Here is an 18,149-nt window from a genome sequence, read left to right as displayed (position 1 = left end):
TTGTGAGGGGAAGTCGGCCTTACCATAGCGCACGCGGGCCTTCGCTGGGAAGGCCCGCGTGCGTCATCTGACCGGGTTAAGCGAGATGCTCGGGGAGCGTTTGGGCGCGGCGCTCGCGAAGCTCCGCGAGGGGGAACGTTCCGACGCCAGCCAGCTCCAGGCCGTCGCCACCACTTGTGCCGATGCGAGCCGCGGGGACCGACGCACTGCGTGCGAGTTCCTCGAGGGCAGGAGCATCGTCAGGGCGCACCGCGACGATGGCCCGCGCGTGCGACTCGGAGACGAGGGCTGTGAACGCGTCGATGCCGTCACGGTCGATCACGGTCGTGAGGTCGATCGATGCGCCCGTGTCGAATCGAGTGGTGGATTCGACGAGTGACTGGAAGAGGCCGCCTTCGCTGAGGTCGTGGCTTGCGCGTGCGATTCCCTGGTCGGCCGCACCGATGAGTACGGTAGCGAGGGCTTTTTCGTGTGCAAGCGACACGCGCGGGGGTGTGCCGCCGAGGTGAGCGTGGGTGGCGTCGGCCCACGCGGAGCCCGAAAGCTCCTCGCGAGTTTCACCGAGAAGGTAGATGGCAAGCCCTTCTTCGTGCCATCCGGAGGGCACCCGCGTCGCGACGTTGTCAAACACGCCGAGGACGCCGACGACGGGGGTCGGGTGGATTGCCGAGTTGAGGCGGCCGGGCTCGCCCGTGGAGTTGTACAGGGAGACGTTGCCGCCGGTCACGGGAACTTCGAGCTCCTGGCAGGCGTCGGCGAGCCCCGTGATTGCTTCGACGAACTGCCACATGCGGTCCGGGTCTTCGGGCGAGCCGAAGTTGAGGCAATCGGTCACGGCGAGAGGGCGTGCGCCTGCCGTGGCGACGTTGCGGTAGGCCTCCGCGAGCGCGGCGCGTGCGCCTTCTTTCGGGTTCAGCATCGCGAAGCGGCCGTTGCCGTCGGTGGCGATGGCGATGCCGCGGCCCGTTTTTTCGTCGATGCGGAGCACACCTGCGTCGTCGGGCATCGCGAGCGCGGTGTTGCCGCCGACGTAGCGGTCGTATTGGTCGGTGACCCACGCGGTGCTCGCGAGGTTCGGGGAGGTCGTGAGTGCCCACAGCTGCGTGACGAGTTCGTCGGTGCTTGCAGGGCGGGGGAGGCCTTCGGCGTGGTCGGCCTCGAGGGCGTCCTGCCATGCCGGGCGCGCGTAGGGGCGGTCATAGGTGGGGCCCTCGTGCGCGACGGTCGTGGGATCGACGTCGACGATGCGCTTGCCGTAGTGGTCGATCGTGAGCCGTCCCTCGCCCGTGACTTCGCCGATGACGGCGGCTTCAACACCCCACTTGTCGGTGATGGCGAGGAATTCCTCGAGGTTGTCGGGGGAGACGACGGCCATCATGCGCTCTTGCGATTCGCTCATGAGGATCTCGCCCGCGGTCAGCGTCGGGTCGCGAAGGAGCACGTTTTCGAGGTCGATGTGCATGCCGGAGCCGCCGTTGGACGCGAGTTCGCTCGTTGCGCACGAGATGCCGGCGGCGCCGAGGTCCTGGATGCCTTCGACGGTGCCTTTCGCGAAGAGCTCAAGGCAGCACTCGATGAGCAGCTTCTCCATGAACGGGTCGCCGACCTGGACGCTCGGGCGTTTCGCCGGGCCCTCGTCCTCGAAGGTTTCGGAGGCGAGGATCGACGCGCCGCCGATTCCGTCGCCACCTGTGCGTGCACCGAACAGCACGACCTTGTTGCCGGCGCCTGTCGCGGAGGCCAGGTGGATGTCCTCGTGGCGAAGCACGCCCACGGCGAGGGCGTTGACGAGGGGATTGGTTTGGTAGGCGGGGTCGAACACGGTTTCACCACCGATGTTGGGCAAACCGAGGCAGTTGCCGTATCCGCCGATACCGGCGACGACGCCGGTGGCGACTCGTGCAGTATCCGGGTGGTCGATCGCGCCGAATCGGAGCTGATCCATGACGGCGACGGGGCGGGCCCCCATCGAGATGATGTCGCGGACGATGCCGCCAACGCCGGTCGCAGCCCCCTGGTAAGGCTCGACGTAGCTCGGGTGGTTGTGCGATTCGACCTTGAACGTCACGGCCCAGCCGTCGCCGATATCAACGACGCCAGCGTTCTCGCCGATACCCACGAGGAGGTTTTCCTTCATCGCGGGGGTCTGTTTCTGGCCGAACTGTTTGAGGTGGATCTTGGAGGACTTGTACGAGCAGTGCTCAGACCACATAACGGAGTACATGGCGAGCTCGGCGTTCGTGGGGCGGCGGCCGAGGAGCTCGCGGATCTTCGCGTACTCCTCTTCCTTGAGGCCCAGATCGGCCCACGGCTGCTGTTCGTTCGGGGTTTCACGCGCCCGCTCGATCGTGTCTGGCTCGTGCGTGTTCATGCTCGCGGCTGTCCTCCGTGTCGGTTGTTCTCAGCACCTCGTATTTTACGACGTCGCGCACGGTAACGCGGAATGACAGAGTAGAGACATGTCGCCTTCCACGAAGACTCTTGCGCGTGTGCCGAACGCTGCCGCCGCGTGGGCAGCGATTCTCACCCGCGCGCCCGTCGCGCGCGCCGAGGACGTTCCCGATCGCCGCTATAGCGTGCGCGGTGTTGCCATTGAGGAGCGGCGCGCCCTGCGCTATTCGCGCGTCGTTGCGCCTCATGGAAGGGACGCGTGGGCTGATGCGCATCTCGCCCATCCCGGTTTCTTGCATGCCCTCGCGCATCCGCTCGGGCTCGCGCTCATGGCGGCTCCGCGTTTTCCGCTTCCCGCGCTCGGGCTTGTGCACGTCAAGAATTCGCTCTTGTTGCACCGGCCAGTGTGCATAGGGGAGAGGATCGACATTGAGACACGTATTGGGGACCTCGCACGCTCTTCACGGGGGAGCGCGTGCGAAGTGGTCTCGGTGTTGTCGAGCGGGGGTGACATCGTCGCGACCGACGTCTCGACGTACCTGCTGCGTGGCTCCGGTAATTCTGCGATGCGTGCAAAGTCTCTCCAGACCGAGGCGGCTCCTTTCGCCTCGGCGGCGTCTCCGTCGCGATGGAAGCTCTCCGCGGGTGTGGGGCGCGAGTTCGCACGAGTGAGCGGCGATGTCCACCCGATTCACGTGAGCGCACTGAGCGCACGTGCGCTTGGTGCCCCTTCGCCGCTCGCCCACGGCATGTTCCTGGGATCGCGTGCGCTCAGCGAAGCCGGAGTAGGGGCGCACTCTCCGCTTTTGTGGGAACTCGAGTTCCCGTCGCTTCCGCCTTTGCCCGCAACGGTGTGGGTGCGGTACGGGCGAGAGGAGCCGAAGGAAGGAACGAAGGGCAGTTCGGTCGCGTTCTCAGGCTTCAGCCTGCGGGGTCCGACGCCTGCCGATCGCACGGCGCACCGTGCCTTTTCTGGCCGCGTAACGGTCCTTGGAGGCGCATGAGAGCCCCGCGTGGCCTCAGTAAACTCAAGAAGATTTCAGGAACCTCGATGCGGTGGGCGTTAGCGTGATTTAAGCAAAGACGAAGGTGGCGCGGGAATTGCGTCGCCGAAGGTGCGGACGAAGGAGTGCCATGCCCCTGTACGAGTTTCGGTGCGGTGAAGGTCACCTCAGCGAAGCACTGCTGCCGATGAGCAGCACGACTCGAGAACGCCAGTGCCCCGAGTGCGACACCACCGCGAGGCGCCTCGTGAGCGCTCCCGCTGTGCGGTCGCTCGATCCAGCACTGACAAACGCGATTGATTCAGCGAAGCGCAGCGCCTATGAGCCCCAGGTTCATTCTTCGCTTCCCTCTTCGCGAGGCGCCAAGCCAACCCCTGTATCGCACGATCCGCGCCATCGTGCACTTCCGCGTCCCTGACGCCCCGAGTAGGCAAGCAAAGGAGCACACAGAGCCATGCCTAAGAATCTTTTCCCGCTTGATTCCACGAAGTCGTTCAAAGATCAGGACATCGTTGGCCACAACCGTTGGCACCCGGACATTCCGGCGGCTGTCACGGTAAACCCCGGCGACACGTTCCGCATCGACTGCCGCGAGTGGTTCGACGGCGACATCAAGAACGATGACAGCGCCCAGGACATCCTCGAAGCCCCCGTGAGCAAGGTCCACGCACTTTCGGGCCCGTTCCACATTAAGGGTGCGAAGCCGGGCGACCTGTTGATCGTGGACATCCTCGACGTTGGCCCGATTCCGCAGGAAGATGAGGGCCCCCTCGCGGGTCAGGGCTGGGGCTACACCGGCATCTTCGCGAAGAACAATGGCGGCAGCTTCCTCGTGGATCAGTTCCCGGATGCCTACAAGGCTGTGTGGGACTTCAACGGCCAGACCGCGACCTCGCGCCACGTGCCTGGCGTGTCGTTTACGGGTCTCATCCATCCGGGCCTCATGGGCACGGCGCCCTCGCACGAGCTTCTTAAGAAGTGGAACGACCGCGAGGCCGCGCTGATCGCCACGGACCCGAACCGCCTGCCTCCGCTCGCGCTCCCGCCCGAACCGAAGGATGCAGTTCTTGGCACGCTCACCGGCGACGATTTCGATCGCGTCGCAGCCGAGGGTGCACGCACCGCTCCGCCGCGCGAAAACGGCGGTAACCAGGACATCAAGAACCTCTCGAAGGGCACGCGCGTGTTCTACCCCGTCTACGTGGATGGCGCGCACTTCTCGGTAGGCGACCTGCACTTCTCGCAGGGCGATGGCGAGATCACCTTCTGTGGCGGCATCGAGATGTCGGGCTTCATCGACGTGCACGTGGATGTCATCCCTGGCGGCATGGACAAGTACAACGTCAAGGAAAACGCGATCTTCATGCCCGGCAATGTCGAGCCGCGCTACAGCGAGTGGATTTCCTTCTCGGGTACGTCCGTGACGCTCGACGGCGAGCAGCGCTACCTCGATTCGCAGCTTGCCTACCAGCGCGCCTGCCTCCACGCGATCGACTACCTCACGACCTTCGGCTGGACGCCGGAGCAGATCTTCCTCCTGCTCGGTGCCGCGCCGATCGAGGGCCGCTTCTCGGGCGTCGTTGACATCCCGAACTCGTGCGCGACCGTGTACATCCCGACCGCCATCTTCGACATCGACGTGCGCCCCGGCGCAGGCGACGTGCCGAAGATCGATCCGGGCATCGGGGCGCCGCGCGCCGCGAACGCGTAAGGCAAAGAAGCGTTCATACCCGCGAACGCTCCTTGCACCTGAGGGGGCGCGCCAACCCAGTGGAGGTTGGCGCGCCCCCTCGTCACGTGCCGTAGGCTCGTGAGCATGACATTTCCCGACGCACGTACCGACGCCCTCGACCGCCTCATCATGCACGATGCGAGCGCGCACGTCGCACAGCCCGGTAGCGGCGATGGAGACATCCTCGTTCTCGATGACCGCTCCGGCGCACTGACTCAATGGGCACTCGCGCACGTGGGGCCGCATTCGCGGGTGTTCGTGCGCACGGTGTCGCGCGCTCATGCATCGACCGTGCAAGCGGCGGCGCACGAGGCCGCCGCGACGTCGGGTCGGGCGGATCGAAATCGAGTGCTCATCGCAGGTCTCGACGGAAGCGAGCTCGATCTCGAATCCTTCCTTGCCGCCCACGGATTCTCGGGGAGACTTGTGCTCGGGCACCTGCCAAAATCACTCGCCGCGCTAGAAGAGAACGCGCGGATGCTCGCGAGGCACGCGCGTCGAAGCGGCACAGACATGATCGTGGTGCTCGGTGGCGCCACGAAGCACATGACGCGCTCGATGAACGATGCGCTCGCGACCGGCTTCACCGAAGTCCGGGGTCTTCTGGGAAAGGGGAAATTTAGGTGCCTCGAGGCGTCCACGCCGCGCGAATCCGTGACGGTAATGCCCCCGCGCACGAAGCGGTGGGGCGGCGGGACGCTTACCGCCTTCGGCGGCGTGTTCTCGGGCGCTAAGCCTGACCGCGGGGGAGAGGCGCTCGCGAATGCAGCGGCCTCATGGCTCGCGGCCCGCCCACAGCATGCGGCGCCCGCCACGCGCGTCCTCGACCTTGGCTGCGGCAACGGCATGCTCTCGCTCGCGGTATGCGAGGCGGCTGCGCGAACGGCCTGTGCCCTCACGCTCGCCGCGACGGATATTGACCTCGATGCGGTTCGCTCGACGCGCGCCACGCTAGAGCCCTACCGGGCACAACCCGGCGCCACTCTCACTCTCACGTGGGATTCTGCCGCTGCCCAGCACCCCGAATCCTCGACCGACCTCGTGCTCCTCAACCCGCCGTTCCACGACGGCACGCGTATCGATGCGACGCTCGTCGAGCCGCTCATCGAGGCGGCGTACCGCATTCTCGAGCCGGGCGGAGAACTGCTCCTCGTGCATAACTCGCACCTGCGCTACCGGCCCCTCCTTAAGCGGCGATTTGCCGCCACCCGAGAGGTGAGCCGGGACCGCACGTTCACCGTGCTCAGCGCGAAAAAGTAAGGACGCTGGGGAGCTCCTTAGGCGAGGATCGACTTCATGACCGAGGTGAAAAAGCCGAGGCCATCCACGCCCGTGCGGGTACCTTCTCCCGGCATGTCCGGGCCGAAGCCTGCCTCGACGGCGTGCTCCGGGTGCGGCATAAGCCCCACGACGTTGCCGTACTTGTTCGTGATTCCGGCAATCCCGCGATAGGAGCCGTTCGGGTTGTCCTCGAAACCAGCGGGGCCGCCGACGGCGCCCTCGGCGTAACGGAACACCACGCGATTATCGGCCTCGAGCTCGTCGAGAGTCTTCTCATCAGCGACGTAGAGGCCGTCCTGATTCTTCAGAGGGATTCGGATGATCTGGCCCTCGGCGTATGCGGTTGTCCACGCCGTTCGCGTGTTCTCAACGCGAAGCGGCTGATCGCGGCACACGAACGTCCGGTGCGCATTCTTGATCATCGAACCGGGAAGCAGGTGCGTCTCGCTGAGGATCTGGAAGCCGTTGCAGATCCCGAGCACGGGCATGCCGCCCTTGGCCGCATCGACCACGCGTTCCATGATCGGCGCGAAACGGGAAATAGCGCCCGCCCGCAGATAATCCCCGTAGCTGAAGCCGCCCGGAAGGATCACCGCATCGACGTCACGCAGGTCGTCGTCCGCGTGCCACAGCGCAACCGGCTCACCGCCGGCGATCGTGACGGCGCGAAGTGCGTCGCGATCGTCGAGGGTCCCGGGAAAGGTCACCACACCGATTGCGGGCATCAGGCCTGCTCCTCCTCGACGCGCACCGACACGACATCTTCGATAACGGGGTTCGAGAGCAGCTCGGTTGCCGCCTCGCGCACGCGCTCGAGCACGTCGTCGGTCACGTCGCCCTCAACCTCGAGCTCAAAACGCTTGCCTTGACGGACCGAGGTGATGTTCTCGAAATCGAGTCGTCCAAGAGCGCCGAGAACGGCCTTTCCCTGTGGGTCAAGAATCTCGGGTTTCGGCATTACGTCGACGATGAGGCGGGGCATGTCATCTCCAGAAAACAGTAGGCACGAAAGTGTCGTCGAAAACTGCGCGCGTCGCGCACACGATGATTCTACCGGCCAGTGCGGCCTGTCCTCATCTTTTGCCCCTACTGTGGCGGCATGGACATTACACACTTTGGCCATTCCGCTCTGCTCGTTTCGTACCGCGGCGGCACCGGAGCGCGCGCGGGGGAGGGAGGGGCGGGAGAGTCCGACACCACCCGGCTCCTCATCGACCCCGGCAATTTGAGCGAGCCTTCGCTCACGCACCTTACCGATCTTGACGCGATTGCGATCAGCCACCAGCATCCCGATCACGCGCACCCGCCATTCCTTGCGGAGCTTTTCGCGCACAACCCCGAGGCAGCAATCCTTCTCGAGCCTCAAACCGCGCAGGCTCTAAGCGACAACCCCGAGACCTCACGCTTTCGGGAGCGCTTCACGCCTCTCGCGCCAGGTCAGCGAGCGAGCGTCGGGCCCTTCCCCGTCACCGTCACCGCAGCCGGGGGAGCCCACGCGACCATCCACCCGTCTATCCCGCCCGTGGGAAACGTGGCGCTTATCGTCGAAGCGGCCGGCGAGAAAACACTTGTGCACACCGGTGACTCGCTCGCCCCGCACCCCGAAATCGTCGGGGCTGACGTTCTGTCGTTTCCCCTCGTCGCGCCGTGGTCGAAAATGCACGAAACGATCGATTTCCTCAGAATTGTGAAACCTGCCGTGGCGATCCCCGTGCACGATCGCGTGGCCTCTGCCGAGGGGCGAGCGATCTATCTGAAACAGTCGCGCGCCTTCGCTCCCAAGGAATGCGAAGTGCGAGATTGGCCCGTGGGTACCGAACCCGGGCAGGGTCGTACCCTCAGTTTTTAGCGGCGCAGCGGCGCGGCGGAATTAATGAACCTCGAAGCCTCCGCGCGCGCGGAACTGCTCACGCACGCGCTCGACGAGTTCCTTCTCCGGCGGCCGGGTATCGCGCAGCTTGTAGTCGAGGCCGAGTGAATCCCATTTGTCGGTGCCCATCTGGTGGAAGGGCAGCACCTCGATACGACTCACGTTCGAGCGCCACCGCTCAACGATGTCGGCGACTTTCTCGACGTTGTCATAGTCGTCGGTGAGTCCAGGAACGAGCACGAAACGCGCCCACACCTCGATCCCCTTCGCGTTCAAGCGATCGCCAAAATCGATCGTCGGCTGCAGGTCGCGGCCAGTCGTGCGCTTATACACGTCGGGATCGCCGCTCTTAACGTCGAGAAGCACGAGATCGACCGACTCAAGCAGGTCGTCTGAGGCATTGCGGCCGAGAAAACCCGACGTATCGATCGCGGTGTGGACACCCATGTCCTTGGCAGCCTCGAGGATTCGCTTGGCAAAGGCGGGCTGCTGGAGAACCTCGCCGCCCGAGAGCGTAATGCCGCCGCCCGAGGCCTTGAAAATGCGGCGATAGCGGCGGATCTTCCCAATGATCTCGTCAGCGGTCACGTCCTGACCGTTCTTCGCCTCGAACGTGTCGGGGTTGTGGCAGTACAGGCAGCGAAGCGGGCAGCCACTGAAGAAGATCGTGAGGCGAGTGCCGGGGCCGTCGACTGCCGTCACAAGTTCCCACGAGTGAATCGAGGCGAGTTCGCCTTCGCGTACCGCCTGGAGTCGATCAGGGCGCTCCAGGTGCGTTTCCTCGAGCCCCTCAATGCCGGCGCCCTGGCGCCTCTTGTGAAGCGGAAGGTCAACCTGGCTGATGCTCTTGGCCTCGGACTCGGTCATGAAACGCCTCTCGTGAAAATCGTGGTGGGCACACGTGCCGCCGATCGGGGGCATGCGCCCTAAAGAGTTGGGCCCGGAAACCGGAGCTTCCAGGCCCAACAGGTGAACGCTTCGATGCGTCAATTATTGCGCATCATGCGTGTAAAGGGGATGTCTCAGGCGCCCTGGTGGAAGGTGCGGTTGAGAACGTCGAGCTGCTGCTCGCGCGTGAGCTTCACGAAGTTCACGGCGTAGCCCGACACGCGAACCGTGAGGTTCGGGTACTTCTCCGGGTTCTCCATCGCGTCGACAAGGGTCTCCTTGTTGAGCACGTTGATGTTCGCGTGGTAGAGGCCCGACTCCATGTTGTTTGCTGCGCGGTTGGTCTTCATGGACTCAAGGCGCTCGTCGAAAGTCTTGACTGCCATTATTCTCTCCTCAATCAGAGTGATGGAAATGTGGGGGTGAAAACCGGCCGAGCCCGAGGGGCTCGCGCCCGACCGATTCACATTTAGGGGTTCAGACGATCAGTCTTCGTCGTCCATGATGAAGCCGGAGTCGAGAATGCCGACCAGGTTCTTGACCTGCTCGTCCTTCGTGCGACCGAGGCCCTGCGGGGTGATCGTGTTGGTCAGCGAGATGCCGTCCAGCGCGTCGTTGTAGTCGAGCTTGCCAACGGAAAGCATCGAGGCCACCATGCCGTGGCTATCCATGCCGTTTTCCGGGTTAGCGCCCGGGGCGAAGGGCGTGCCCTTCTCGTGGCCCGAGGGGAACGAGCCGGTCGCCTTGCCGTACACGACGTTCGACGTAATCGTGAGCACCGACTGGGTCGGGATCGCGTCACGGTACATCGGGATTGCCTTGATCTTCGACATGATCGTGTGCACAACGGTCGCGGCGATGTCGTCGGCGCGATCGTCGTCGTTACCGTAGATCGGGAAGTCACCCTCGGTGCGGTAGTCGACAACGAGGCCGGACTCGTCGCGGATCGGGTACACCTTGGCGTACTTGATCGCGGAGAGCGAGTCCGCGACGATCGAGAGGCCAGCGATGCCGCAGCCCATCGTGCGCGTGATATCCGAATCGTGAAGCGCCATCTCGATCGCCTCGTAGGCGTACTTGTCGTGGCAGTAGTGAATGATGTTGAGCGCTTCAACGTAGGTGCCGATCACCCAGTCAAGCATCTCTTCGTACTTCTGCCAGACCTCGTCGAAGTCGAGCGGGCCCTCGCCCTCGATGGGGGCGAACAGACCTTCTTCGGTGACCTGCTTGCCGCTCATTTCGTCGCGGCCGCCGTTGATCGCGTAAAGCAGCGCCTTCGCGGAGTTCACGCGCGCACCGAAGAACTGCATCTGCTTGCCGACCTTCATCGGGGACACACAGCACGCAATTGCTGCGTCGTCGCCCCAGCGATTACGGATCTGCTCATCGGACTCGTACTGCACGGAGCTCGTCTCGATCGAGATGGCCGAGCAGAAGTCCTTGTAGCCCTGCGGGAGCTTCGGATCCCAGAAGATCGTAATGTTCGGCTCGGGCGCCGGACCGAGATTACGAAGGGTCTGGAGGAGGCGGAAGGAGGTCTTCGTGACGAGCGAACGGCCGTCCTCACCAAGGCCGGCATCCGACCAGGTGGCCCAGTACGGGTCGCCCGAGAAGATCTGGTCATAGTCGATCGTGCGGAGGAAGCGCACGATACGGAGCTTGATCACGAGGGCATCGATGATCTCCTGCGCGTCTGTCTCCGTGATGCGGCCCTCCTGCAGGTCGCGCTCGATGTACGCGTCGAGGAACGGCGAGAGACGGCCGATCGACATGGCGGCGCCGTCCTGGCTCTTGACCGAGGCGAGGTAGGCCATGTAGACCCACTGCACGGCTTCCTGAGCGGTAGCGGCGGGACGACGAAGGTCAAGGCCGTAGGAGTCGCCGAGGATGACGAGCTTGTTGAGAGCCTTGATCTGCTCGGCATGCTCTTCGCGGAAGCGTGCCCAGTGCTCGCTGAACGGCTGATCCGAAACCGCGTCTTTCGCGGCCTTCTTCTCGGCGATCAGGAAGTCCGCGCCGTAGAGCGCGAGGCGACGGTAGTCGCCAATAATGCGGCCGCGACCGTAGGCATCGGGAAGACCGGTGATGATGTGGGAGCTACGTGCTGCGCGGATGCGCGGGGTGTAGATGTCGAACACGCCATCGTTGTGGGTCTTGCGGTACCTGGTGAAGATCTTCTTGATCTCCGGATCCGGTTCCTTACCGGCTTCCTTGATCGCGGTCTCCACCATGCGCCAGCCACCGAAGGGCATCATCGCGCGCTTGAGGGGAACGTCGGTCTGAAGGCCGACGATGACGTCGTCATCTTCGCTGATGTAGCCAGCGGGGAAGGCGTCGATGTCGGCGGGGGTCTTCGTATCCACGTCGTAGACGCGGCGGCGGCGCTCCTCCGAGAGGTACTTCTTCTCGAGGGTGTCCCACACGCGAAGAGTCTTGTCGGTCGCACCCGCGAGGAACTCGGCATCGCCCTCGTACGGGGTGTAGTTGAGCTGGATGAACTCGCGAACGTTGATGTTCTCGTTCCAGTCGCCGGTCTTAAAACCGCGCCACGGGTCGAGCTGTTCGCCCTGGGCTCCGGCGTTCTTTTCTTCCACAGCAGTCATGTGAGCCTTCCTTCCATGGCGGGGGCTAAGCCGCATGCTCGTGAGGTGTGCTGGTAGTTCCACCGTAGGAGTGAGGCCTATATGTGTAGGGGACTTTGAGCCCGCTCCGTGGCGGCGGTCACATGGTATCGCCGAGGTCTGGAAGGCAGGTGGGGAGGGCTAGAATTTCTCGCCCGAAAGGCGCTCGTAGGCCTCGATATATTTCTCGCGAGTCGCCTCGACGATGCTTGCGGGGAGTACAGGCGGTGCGACCTGGGTGTTCTTGTTCCAGCCACTCTCGTTCGTGAGCCAATCGCGCACAAACTGCTTGTCGAAACTGGCCTGCGCGCGCCCGGGTTCGTACTGGTCAGCGGCCCAAAATCGCGAGGAATCCGGAGTGAGAACTTCGTCACCCAGCACGATGTTATCGGTGTGTCGCGAGTGGCCGAACTCGAGCTTTGTATCAGCAAGAATGATGCCCCGCTCTCGCGCAAAATGCTCCGCTGCTCGATAGACGGAGACAGTGCGCTCCTCGAGCTCGTCGACGAGGTCCTTCCCAAGCCTCGCGCGAGCCTCGTGAACGGTGATGTTCTCGTCATGCTCTCCCTGCTCGGCCTTCGTCGAGGGGGTAAAGAGCGGGGACGGGAGGCGGGAGCCGTCGACGAGGCCCTCGGGAAGGACGTGACCGCCCACCGCGCCGTCGCGCAGGTAGTCCGCGAGCCCCGAGCCGGTCAGGTAGCCGCGCACGACGCATTCGAGCGGGACCATGTCGAGAGCCTCGCAGCGCAGGGCGCGCCCCCGAACCGCATCGGGAACGTCGACGGCGCTCTTCACATGATTGTCCGTGACGCCCTTGAGATGGTCGAACCACAAAAGCGACATCGCCGTCAGAATTCGTCCTTTATCGGGGATTCCCGGGGTGAGCGAGTAATCGAATGCGCTGATTCGATCGGTCGCGACGACGAGCACCTCGTGCGCCTCGGCAAGCGTGCTCCCGTGGGGAACGTACAGCTCGCGCACCTTTCCACTCAAGACGTGGTCCCAGCCCTCGAGAGCGGGGGCCTCGGTCAGCGCGCCATTCACATTCGTGTTCACAGCTGGGTCACCCTTTCGATAGCGCCGAGAGCTGCCCGCTCGGCGATGTCGGTTCGGTAGTGGGAGCCTTCGAGCAAGACCCGCGCGATGGCCGACTGTGCGCGAACGCGCGCACCCTCGAGCGTGTTCTCGCGCGCCACGACGCTGAGAACACGGCCGCCACTCGAGCGCAAGGTGCCGTCGGAATCCCGCGCGGTGCCAGCGTGGATCACCGTGCAGCCTTCCTTTCCTACCTCGTTAAGACCCGTGATCTCCCGCCCGGTCTGGGCAGCGAGTGGGTAACCCTCGCTCGCGAGCACGACGGCGACCACGCTCTCGTCGCGCCACGCGAGGTCAGGTACGCTCGCGAGATCCCCGGTCGCGGCGGCCTGCAGGAGCTCACCGAGGTCGCTCCCGAGGCGCTCGAGGACCACGAGGGTCTCAGGGTCGCCGAAGCGAACGTTGAACTCGATGACCTTGAGTCCCTCGCTGGTGGCCGCGAGGCCGCAGAAAAGGAGACCTGTGAACGGAGTGCCGCGCTCACGCATGGCGCGTATGACGGGTTCGGCGATCGACTCGACGGTCGCGTTCATCGCGGCGTTTTCGTCGAGCCACGGCAGCGGTGAATAGGCACCCATGCCGCCCGTATTCGGGCCCTCATCTCCCTTAAACGCGCGCTTGAAGTCCTGGGCTGGAACGAGCGGAACGGCCCTCTCGCCGTCGCACACGCAGAACACCGAAAGCTCGGGCCCGTCGAGATACTCCTCGAGAACGACACGCGAGCCGTGTGCTCCGCTTGCGAGGCAGTCGCGGGCGTGTGCTAGTGCCTCCTCGCGCGAGGACGTAACCACGACGCCCTTGCCGGCAGCGAGGCCGTCGGCCTTGACGACGTAGGGGGTGCTCCCTCCCGGGTTGATGTCGTCGAGCGCTGCTTCGAGTAATGCGGGGTCCGTCACGGTGATGGAGCGTGCGGTCGCCACTCCCGCTTCGCTCATGATGCGCTTCGCGAAGTCCTTCGAGCCTTCGAGCTCCGCCGCGGCCTTCGACGGACCGAACACGGTGAGCCCCGCCTCGCGCATGTCGTCGGCAAGACCCGCAACGAGCGGCGCCTCGGGGCCAATGACGACGAGTTCGATGCCGAGCTCGAGCGCAAGCGCGGTGAGGGCCGTGCTATCACCGAGAGAAACGTCGTGGATAGCCGCGTGGGCCTCCATACCCGGGTTGCCGGGGGCGGCGTGGAGATCGTGAGGGATGGAATCTTGGCTGAGGCGTCGCACGAGGGCGTGCTCGCGCGCGCCGGTGCCCACTACGAGAATTTTCACGCCTTAACCCTAGCGGTTCGGGCTAGGCTTCTGGGGTGAACACCGAGCCCACAGCCCCCAACTCCTCGCTCGAGCCAGCGCCGCGGCTGCGAGTGCGCCTCGACCTCGCTTACGACGGTACCGACTTTAAGGGGTGGGGAATTCAGCCGGCGCTACGCACTGTCCAGGGGGAACTCGAGGCGGGGCTCGCAAAAATCGTGCGTGAGGACATTCGAGTCACGGTCGCCGGTCGCACCGACGCTGGTGTCCACGCGAGCGGCCAGGTCGTGCACGTCGACATTCCCCACGAGCGGTGGCAGCGAATGCCGGGCAGGAGTGACCGCTCGAGCGAGGACTCAATCGTTCAGCGCCTCGCCGCAGTTTTGCCCCGCGACATCGCCGTTCGGCGCGCGAGCGTCGTCAGTGAAGATTTTGATGCCCGCTTCAGCGCGCTTGCGCGCACCTACCGCTATCGCATTTGTGACAAGCATGCGCGGCGCGACCCCCTGCGCCGCGACGTCGCCTTCCACAAGCGCTCGCTCGACGCAGAGGCGATGAACACTGCCGCGCGCGCACTCGTCGGCGAACACGACTTCCTGTCCTTCTGCAAACCCCGTGAAGATGCGACGACAATCCGCACGCTCCACAAGATCACGTGGGAGCGCCCCGAAACAGGCAAAGACGAGGGGCTCGTTGTCGCCACCGTCACCGCCGACGCGTTCTGCCATCACATGGTCCGTTCGATCGTCGGCGCGAGCGTCGCGGTCGGCGAGCACCGCCTCGACGCCGAGTGGATGGCTGCGCTCATCACAATTCCCAGGCGCGACGAAGCCGGCAGCGCCCCCATGTTCGCCCCCTCCGGCCTTACGCTCGAGCGGATCGACTACCCGGAAGAAGCCGAATGGGCGGCACGGGCCCGGCAAACGCGCGGCAAGCGCGGTGCGCCGTTTGAACGCCGTTAAAGTCCGACGGTTGCCGAACACCGGCGAACCCTCGCCCTGCAAATGTGAGGGAAAACAAGAGGCGAGCAGCCGTCGGCCCGTTGCCCTCGCTGCGGATCCGCACTAGAGTAGAGGGCTGTTGTGCCATAGATGCGCGCTTTGCCGCTGCCGCTTTCTCACGCTCGGCGCGAAAGAGCTCCTCACACGCATCTGAGCCCCACGCCCGCCCCTAAACCCGGGCAGCCGGTTCAGCACGACATTTCTTGGTCATGCTTTAAACCAAAGGAAGCGTGTCCACGGTCCATTCGAACCGTGTTCTTGCGCGCCCACAAGGGGCGTCGCGAGGCACTTAAACGAGAGAAGAAGGCACGAGTGCGTACGTTCACCCCGAAGCACGACGACGTCGAGCGTTCCTGGTACGTCATTGACGCAACTGATGTCGTCCTCGGCCGGCTCGCTTCCCACGCCGCTCAGCTCCTGCGCGGCAAGCACAAGCCGGTCTTCGCACCCCACGTGGATGCGGGCGACTTCGTCATCATCATCAACGCTGAGAAGGTTGCCCTCACGGGCAAGAAGCTCGAGCAGAAGCTCGCATACCGCCACTCGGGTTACCCGGGCGGCCTGCGCGCGACTCGGTACGCCGAGCTGCTCGAGAAGAACCCCGAGCGCGCGATCGAGAAGGCTGTCAAGGGCATGCTCCCGAAGAACAAGCTTGCCACCCAGCAGCTCAAGAAGCTCAAGGTGTACGCGGGTCCCGAGCACCCGCACCAGGCTCAGAAGCCGGTCCCGTTCACCATCGACCAGGTGGCGCAGTAACGGGCCCCGCCCGGCTACGCCGATACGAGATCTGAGGAAATCAAGTGGCAGAAACCACCCCCGAAGTTGAGGAGTTCGAAGGCGACGCCTCGAACTACACCACCGAATCTACGAACGACGCGCCCGTCGGCAAGGGCTCGTCGATCTCCGCTCCCGGCTACGGCACCGGCCGCCGCAAGCAGGCTGTCGCCCGCGTGCGCCTCGTGCCCGGCACCGGCGAGTGGAAGGTCAATGGCCGCACCCTCGAGGAGTACTTCCCGAACAAGGTGCACCAGCAGGAAGTGAACGATCCGTTCAAGCTTCTTGACCTCCAGGGCCGCTTCGACGTGATCGCCCGCATCTCCGGCGGTGGCCCCTCGGGCCAGGCCGGTGCGCTGCGCCTCGGCGTGTCGCGTGCGCTCAACGAGATCGACACCGAAGCGAACCGCCCCGCGCTCAAGAAGGCGGGCTTCCTCACGCGCGATGCCCGCGTCATCGAGCGTAAGAAGGCCGGCCTCAAGAAGGCCCGTAAGGCTCCGCAGTTCTCGAAGCGCTGATCGCCAGCACTTTGCACTGCATCGAAGGCGTCACCTCACCGGTGGCGCCTTCGGTCGTTAACGGTGTGAAGGCCTAAGGTTGTAAACGTGGTCGTCCTCGAAATTCTCACCGAGCAGCCACTGCTAGCGCTGTTCCTCGTCATGGCGCTCGGCACGCTCCTCGGTCGCATGCGCTTTGGCCCCGTCCAGTTTGGTGCGGCGGGTGCCCTCTTCGTGGGCCTCATCGTCGGCGCGCTCGATCCGCGCCTCGGCGAAAGCTTTGGCGTGTATCAAACGTTCGGGCTTGCCCTCTTCGTTTACATGATCGGGCTCAGTGCCGGTAATGGTTTCTTCCGCGACATGCGAAAGCAATACCGGCTCATGCTAGCCGCCGTCGGACTCTTCGCCATCTATGCCGTGGGCGTCAGCATTCTCGGCTCCGCCGCTGGGCTCGGGAAAGAACTGACCGCGGGCACATTCACTGGCACGCTCACCTCGACTCCGGCCCTCGCAGCCGCGAGCAGGGCGACCGGCGGCTCGACGATCCCCGCCGTGGGTTACGCGATTGCATACCCGTTCGGCGTCATCATTCCCATGATTCTCGTGTCGATCATGATGTCGAGCACGTGGGTGCGCTCGAAGTTCGCGTCTCGAAGGGACCCCGGCCGCCCCCGCGGCTCCCAGATTCGAGACATGAGTGTGCGCGTGACCTCAACGATTGCCCTCATGGATGTGCCGGGTGTGCGCGAGGGGACGGTATCGGCGTCGTACCTGCTCAGGCGCGGCATGATGACGATCGTGCGGACCGACACCGTTTTGCACGAAGGCGATGAGGTTGTGCTTGTGGGCTTTCCAGAATCGCTCGATCAGGCACTCGAGACAATCGGCGAGCGCGCCGAACACCGGCTCCTCGATGACCGCAGCGCCGTGGACTACCGCCGCATCCTCGTCTCCAACCCAAGACTCGAAGGGCGACTCCTTCGCGAAACCCGGATCGCCTCGCGCTATGGCGCTATCGTGACCCGCCTGCGTCGTGGGGATGAAGACATGGTCGCGTCGCCGTGGACTCGCCTCGAACTCGGCGACCGTGTCCGCGTCGTTGCGCCACGCGAACAAATCGTTCGCATCACCGAATACCTTGGCGACAGCGAAAAGCGCATCAACAGCGTGGACTTTCTCGCGCTCGGCCTCGGGATTTCCTTCGGGCTGCTCCTGGGGCTCGTCAGCATCCCCATCGGCGGGGGCGCGTCGTTCGCGCTTGGCAGCGCCGCGGGACCGCTTGTCGTGGGCCTCATCCTCGGCCGGTGGGAGCACACGGGGCCCATCCTGTGGACTCTGCCAAGACCCGTGAATCTCACCATTCGCCAACTCGGTCTGTCGGTCTTTCTGGCGGCGGTAGGGGTGATCTCTGGGCCCTCGTTCGCGGAGAATGCCTTCACCCTCGACGGCCTCAAGGTTGCTCTTGTCGCGGCTGCCTCCCTCATGCTCATGCTTCCCCTCGTTCCCGTGGCGGGAGCGCTGCTCGGGGTGAGCCTCGAGCGCTCGGCGGGTGCCGTCGCGGCCTTCGTCGGTCAGTCGGTCGTTCTCGAGCACGCACTCAACCTCGGCCACGACGATGAACGCACCGCCTCCGGCTACGCCGCGGTCTACGCGCTCGGCATCGTGGTGCAGCTCCTACTCGTGCAATTCATGGTCACCTAAAGCGCCCCCGTTACACTCGAAGAGTTTTCGTGCACGCCTCGTGCACCCTAATG

17 protein-coding genes are annotated in these 18,149 nt (G+C 64.6%); 9 read left to right on the top strand and 8 right to left on the bottom strand.

What is annotated here, in order from left to right:
• Window positions 1-76: 76 nt before the first annotated feature.
• Entirely contained in the window at window positions 77-2,371 is a 2,295-nt protein-coding gene (gene purL / locus HMPREF3157_RS02600) for a phosphoribosylformylglycinamidine synthase subunit PurL (RefSeq protein ID WP_016664057.1), read from the bottom strand.
• 88 nt (window positions 2,372-2,459) lie between these two features.
• Between purL and HMPREF3157_RS02595 the strand changes: the two genes are divergently transcribed.
• From HMPREF3157_RS02595 to HMPREF3157_RS02580, 4 genes are all read left to right on the top strand, one after another.
• On the top strand, window positions 2,460-3,395 hold the full coding sequence (locus HMPREF3157_RS02595; RefSeq protein ID WP_016664058.1) for a MaoC/PaaZ C-terminal domain-containing protein: 936 nt from the start codon (window positions 2,460-2,462) through the stop codon (window positions 3,393-3,395).
• 130 nt (window positions 3,396-3,525) lie between these two features.
• Window positions 3,526-3,813 carry an FmdB family zinc ribbon protein gene (locus HMPREF3157_RS02590; protein ID WP_016664059.1) on the top strand — a complete coding sequence of 96 codons (288 nt, stop codon included), beginning with the start codon at window positions 3,526-3,528 and terminating at the stop codon, window positions 3,811-3,813.
• Window positions 3,814-3,849: 36 nt separating this feature from the next.
• Window positions 3,850-5,106 (top strand): formamidase, encoded by a 1,257-nt coding sequence (gene fmdA / locus HMPREF3157_RS02585; protein ID WP_016664060.1) that lies wholly within the window; start codon window positions 3,850-3,852, stop codon window positions 5,104-5,106.
• A gap of 105 nt (window positions 5,107-5,211) precedes the next feature.
• Window positions 5,212-6,387, top strand: coding sequence for a class I SAM-dependent methyltransferase (locus tag HMPREF3157_RS02580; protein WP_016664061.1), 1,176 nt, complete (start codon window positions 5,212-5,214; stop codon window positions 6,385-6,387).
• A gap of 17 nt (window positions 6,388-6,404) precedes the next feature.
• Here the strand turns inward: HMPREF3157_RS02580 and purQ are convergent, their stop codons facing one another.
• Together purQ and purS are read right to left on the bottom strand one after the other, a co-directional pair.
• Window positions 6,405-7,133 (bottom strand): phosphoribosylformylglycinamidine synthase subunit PurQ, encoded by a 729-nt coding sequence (purQ, locus tag HMPREF3157_RS02575; RefSeq protein ID WP_070435448.1) that lies wholly within the window; start codon window positions 7,131-7,133, stop codon window positions 6,405-6,407.
• Window positions 7,133-7,390: a phosphoribosylformylglycinamidine synthase subunit PurS gene (gene purS / locus HMPREF3157_RS02570; RefSeq protein ID WP_016664063.1), complete on the bottom strand. Its 258-nt coding sequence runs from the start codon at window positions 7,388-7,390 to the stop codon at window positions 7,133-7,135. Before purS ends, purQ begins: the two co-directional genes overlap by 1 nt.
• A gap of 117 nt (window positions 7,391-7,507) precedes the next feature.
• On the opposite strand from purS, the gene HMPREF3157_RS02565 reads away from it, so the two are divergent.
• A complete protein-coding gene (locus HMPREF3157_RS02565; protein WP_016664064.1) occupies window positions 7,508-8,257 on the top strand; it encodes an MBL fold metallo-hydrolase in 750 nt (249 codons plus the stop codon).
• A 21-nt stretch (window positions 8,258-8,278) separates the two neighbouring features.
• Here the strand turns inward: HMPREF3157_RS02565 and pflA are convergent, their stop codons facing one another.
• The 5 genes from pflA to purD all read right to left on the bottom strand — a co-directional run bounded on the left by pflA (window position 8,279) and on the right by purD (window position 14,144).
• On the bottom strand, window positions 8,279-9,145 hold the full coding sequence (gene pflA, locus HMPREF3157_RS02560) for a pyruvate formate-lyase-activating protein (RefSeq protein WP_016664065.1): 867 nt from the start codon (window positions 9,143-9,145) through the stop codon (window positions 8,279-8,281).
• Window positions 9,146-9,300: 155 nt separating this feature from the next.
• On the bottom strand, window positions 9,301-9,552 hold the full coding sequence (gene grcA2, locus HMPREF3157_RS02555) for an autonomous glycyl radical cofactor GrcA2 (RefSeq protein ID WP_016664066.1): 252 nt from the start codon (window positions 9,550-9,552) through the stop codon (window positions 9,301-9,303).
• A gap of 99 nt (window positions 9,553-9,651) precedes the next feature.
• The gene (locus tag HMPREF3157_RS02550) at window positions 9,652-11,769 is read right to left on the bottom strand and encodes a pyruvate formate lyase family protein (RefSeq protein ID WP_016664067.1); all 2,118 of its coding nucleotides are present in this window, start codon (window positions 11,767-11,769) and stop codon (window positions 9,652-9,654) included.
• Between the two features lie 159 nt (window positions 11,770-11,928).
• Window positions 11,929-12,843: a phosphoribosylaminoimidazolesuccinocarboxamide synthase gene (locus HMPREF3157_RS02545; protein ID WP_070435447.1), complete on the bottom strand. Its 915-nt coding sequence runs from the start codon at window positions 12,841-12,843 to the stop codon at window positions 11,929-11,931.
• Window positions 12,840-14,144, bottom strand: coding sequence for a phosphoribosylamine--glycine ligase (gene purD, locus HMPREF3157_RS02540; RefSeq protein ID WP_070435446.1), 1,305 nt, complete (start codon window positions 14,142-14,144; stop codon window positions 12,840-12,842). The genes HMPREF3157_RS02545 and purD overlap by 4 nt, the downstream gene beginning before the upstream one ends.
• 35 nt (window positions 14,145-14,179) lie before the next feature.
• Here purD and truA point away from each other — a divergent pair, with 35 nt between their 5' ends.
• The 4 genes from truA to HMPREF3157_RS02520 all read left to right on the top strand — a co-directional run bounded on the left by truA (window position 14,180) and on the right by HMPREF3157_RS02520 (window position 18,096).
• Window positions 14,180-15,085, top strand: coding sequence for a tRNA pseudouridine(38-40) synthase TruA (gene truA / locus HMPREF3157_RS02535; RefSeq protein WP_070435445.1), 906 nt, complete (start codon window positions 14,180-14,182; stop codon window positions 15,083-15,085).
• A gap of 351 nt (window positions 15,086-15,436) precedes the next feature.
• Window positions 15,437-15,880, top strand: coding sequence for a 50S ribosomal protein L13 (gene rplM, locus HMPREF3157_RS02530; RefSeq protein WP_016664071.1), 444 nt, complete (start codon window positions 15,437-15,439; stop codon window positions 15,878-15,880).
• A 44-nt stretch (window positions 15,881-15,924) separates the two neighbouring features.
• Window positions 15,925-16,416, top strand: coding sequence for a 30S ribosomal protein S9 (gene rpsI / locus HMPREF3157_RS02525; protein WP_016664072.1), 492 nt, complete (start codon window positions 15,925-15,927; stop codon window positions 16,414-16,416).
• An 87-nt stretch (window positions 16,417-16,503) separates the two neighbouring features.
• Window positions 16,504-18,096: an aspartate:alanine exchanger family transporter gene (locus HMPREF3157_RS02520; protein WP_016664073.1), complete on the top strand. Its 1,593-nt coding sequence runs from the start codon at window positions 16,504-16,506 to the stop codon at window positions 18,094-18,096.
• Window positions 18,097-18,149: the final 53 nt, after the last annotated feature.

The sequence above is a fragment of the Dermabacter sp. HMSC06F07 genome, assembly GCF_001807345.1.
Taxonomy (GTDB): domain Bacteria; phylum Actinomycetota; class Actinomycetes; order Actinomycetales; family Dermabacteraceae; genus Dermabacter; species Dermabacter hominis.
This window is presented reverse-complemented; position numbering and strand designations above follow the sequence as displayed.

Bases quoted from the DNA above. Each gene is read 5' to 3' on its own strand.
- HMPREF3157_RS02550 (WP_016664067.1), bottom strand. From the start codon at position 11,769: ATGACTGCTGTGGAAGAAAAGAACGCCGGAGCCCAGGGCGAACAGCTC.
- grcA2 (WP_016664066.1), bottom strand. From the start codon at position 9,552: ATGGCAGTCAAGACTTTCGACGAGCGCCTTGAGTCCATGAAGACCAAC.
- HMPREF3157_RS02595 (WP_016664058.1), top strand. From the start codon at position 2,460: ATGTCGCCTTCCACGAAGACTCTTGCGCGTGTGCCGAACGCTGCCGCC.
- fmdA (WP_016664060.1), top strand. From the start codon at position 3,850: ATGCCTAAGAATCTTTTCCCGCTTGATTCCACGAAGTCGTTCAAAGAT.
- pflA (WP_016664065.1), bottom strand. From the start codon at position 9,145: ATGACCGAGTCCGAGGCCAAGAGCATCAGCCAGGTTGACCTTCCGCTT.
- purL (WP_016664057.1), bottom strand. From the start codon at position 2,371: ATGAACACGCACGAGCCAGACACGATCGAGCGGGCGCGTGAAACCCCG.
- purQ (WP_070435448.1), bottom strand. From the start codon at position 7,133: ATGCCCGCAATCGGTGTGGTGACCTTTCCCGGGACCCTCGACGATCGC.
- HMPREF3157_RS02565 (WP_016664064.1), top strand. From the start codon at position 7,508: ATGGACATTACACACTTTGGCCATTCCGCTCTGCTCGTTTCGTACCGC.
- HMPREF3157_RS02590 (WP_016664059.1), top strand. From the start codon at position 3,526: ATGCCCCTGTACGAGTTTCGGTGCGGTGAAGGTCACCTCAGCGAAGCA.
- purS (WP_016664063.1), bottom strand. From the start codon at position 7,390: ATGCCCCGCCTCATCGTCGACGTAATGCCGAAACCCGAGATTCTTGAC.
- HMPREF3157_RS02580 (WP_016664061.1), top strand. From the start codon at position 5,212: ATGACATTTCCCGACGCACGTACCGACGCCCTCGACCGCCTCATCATG.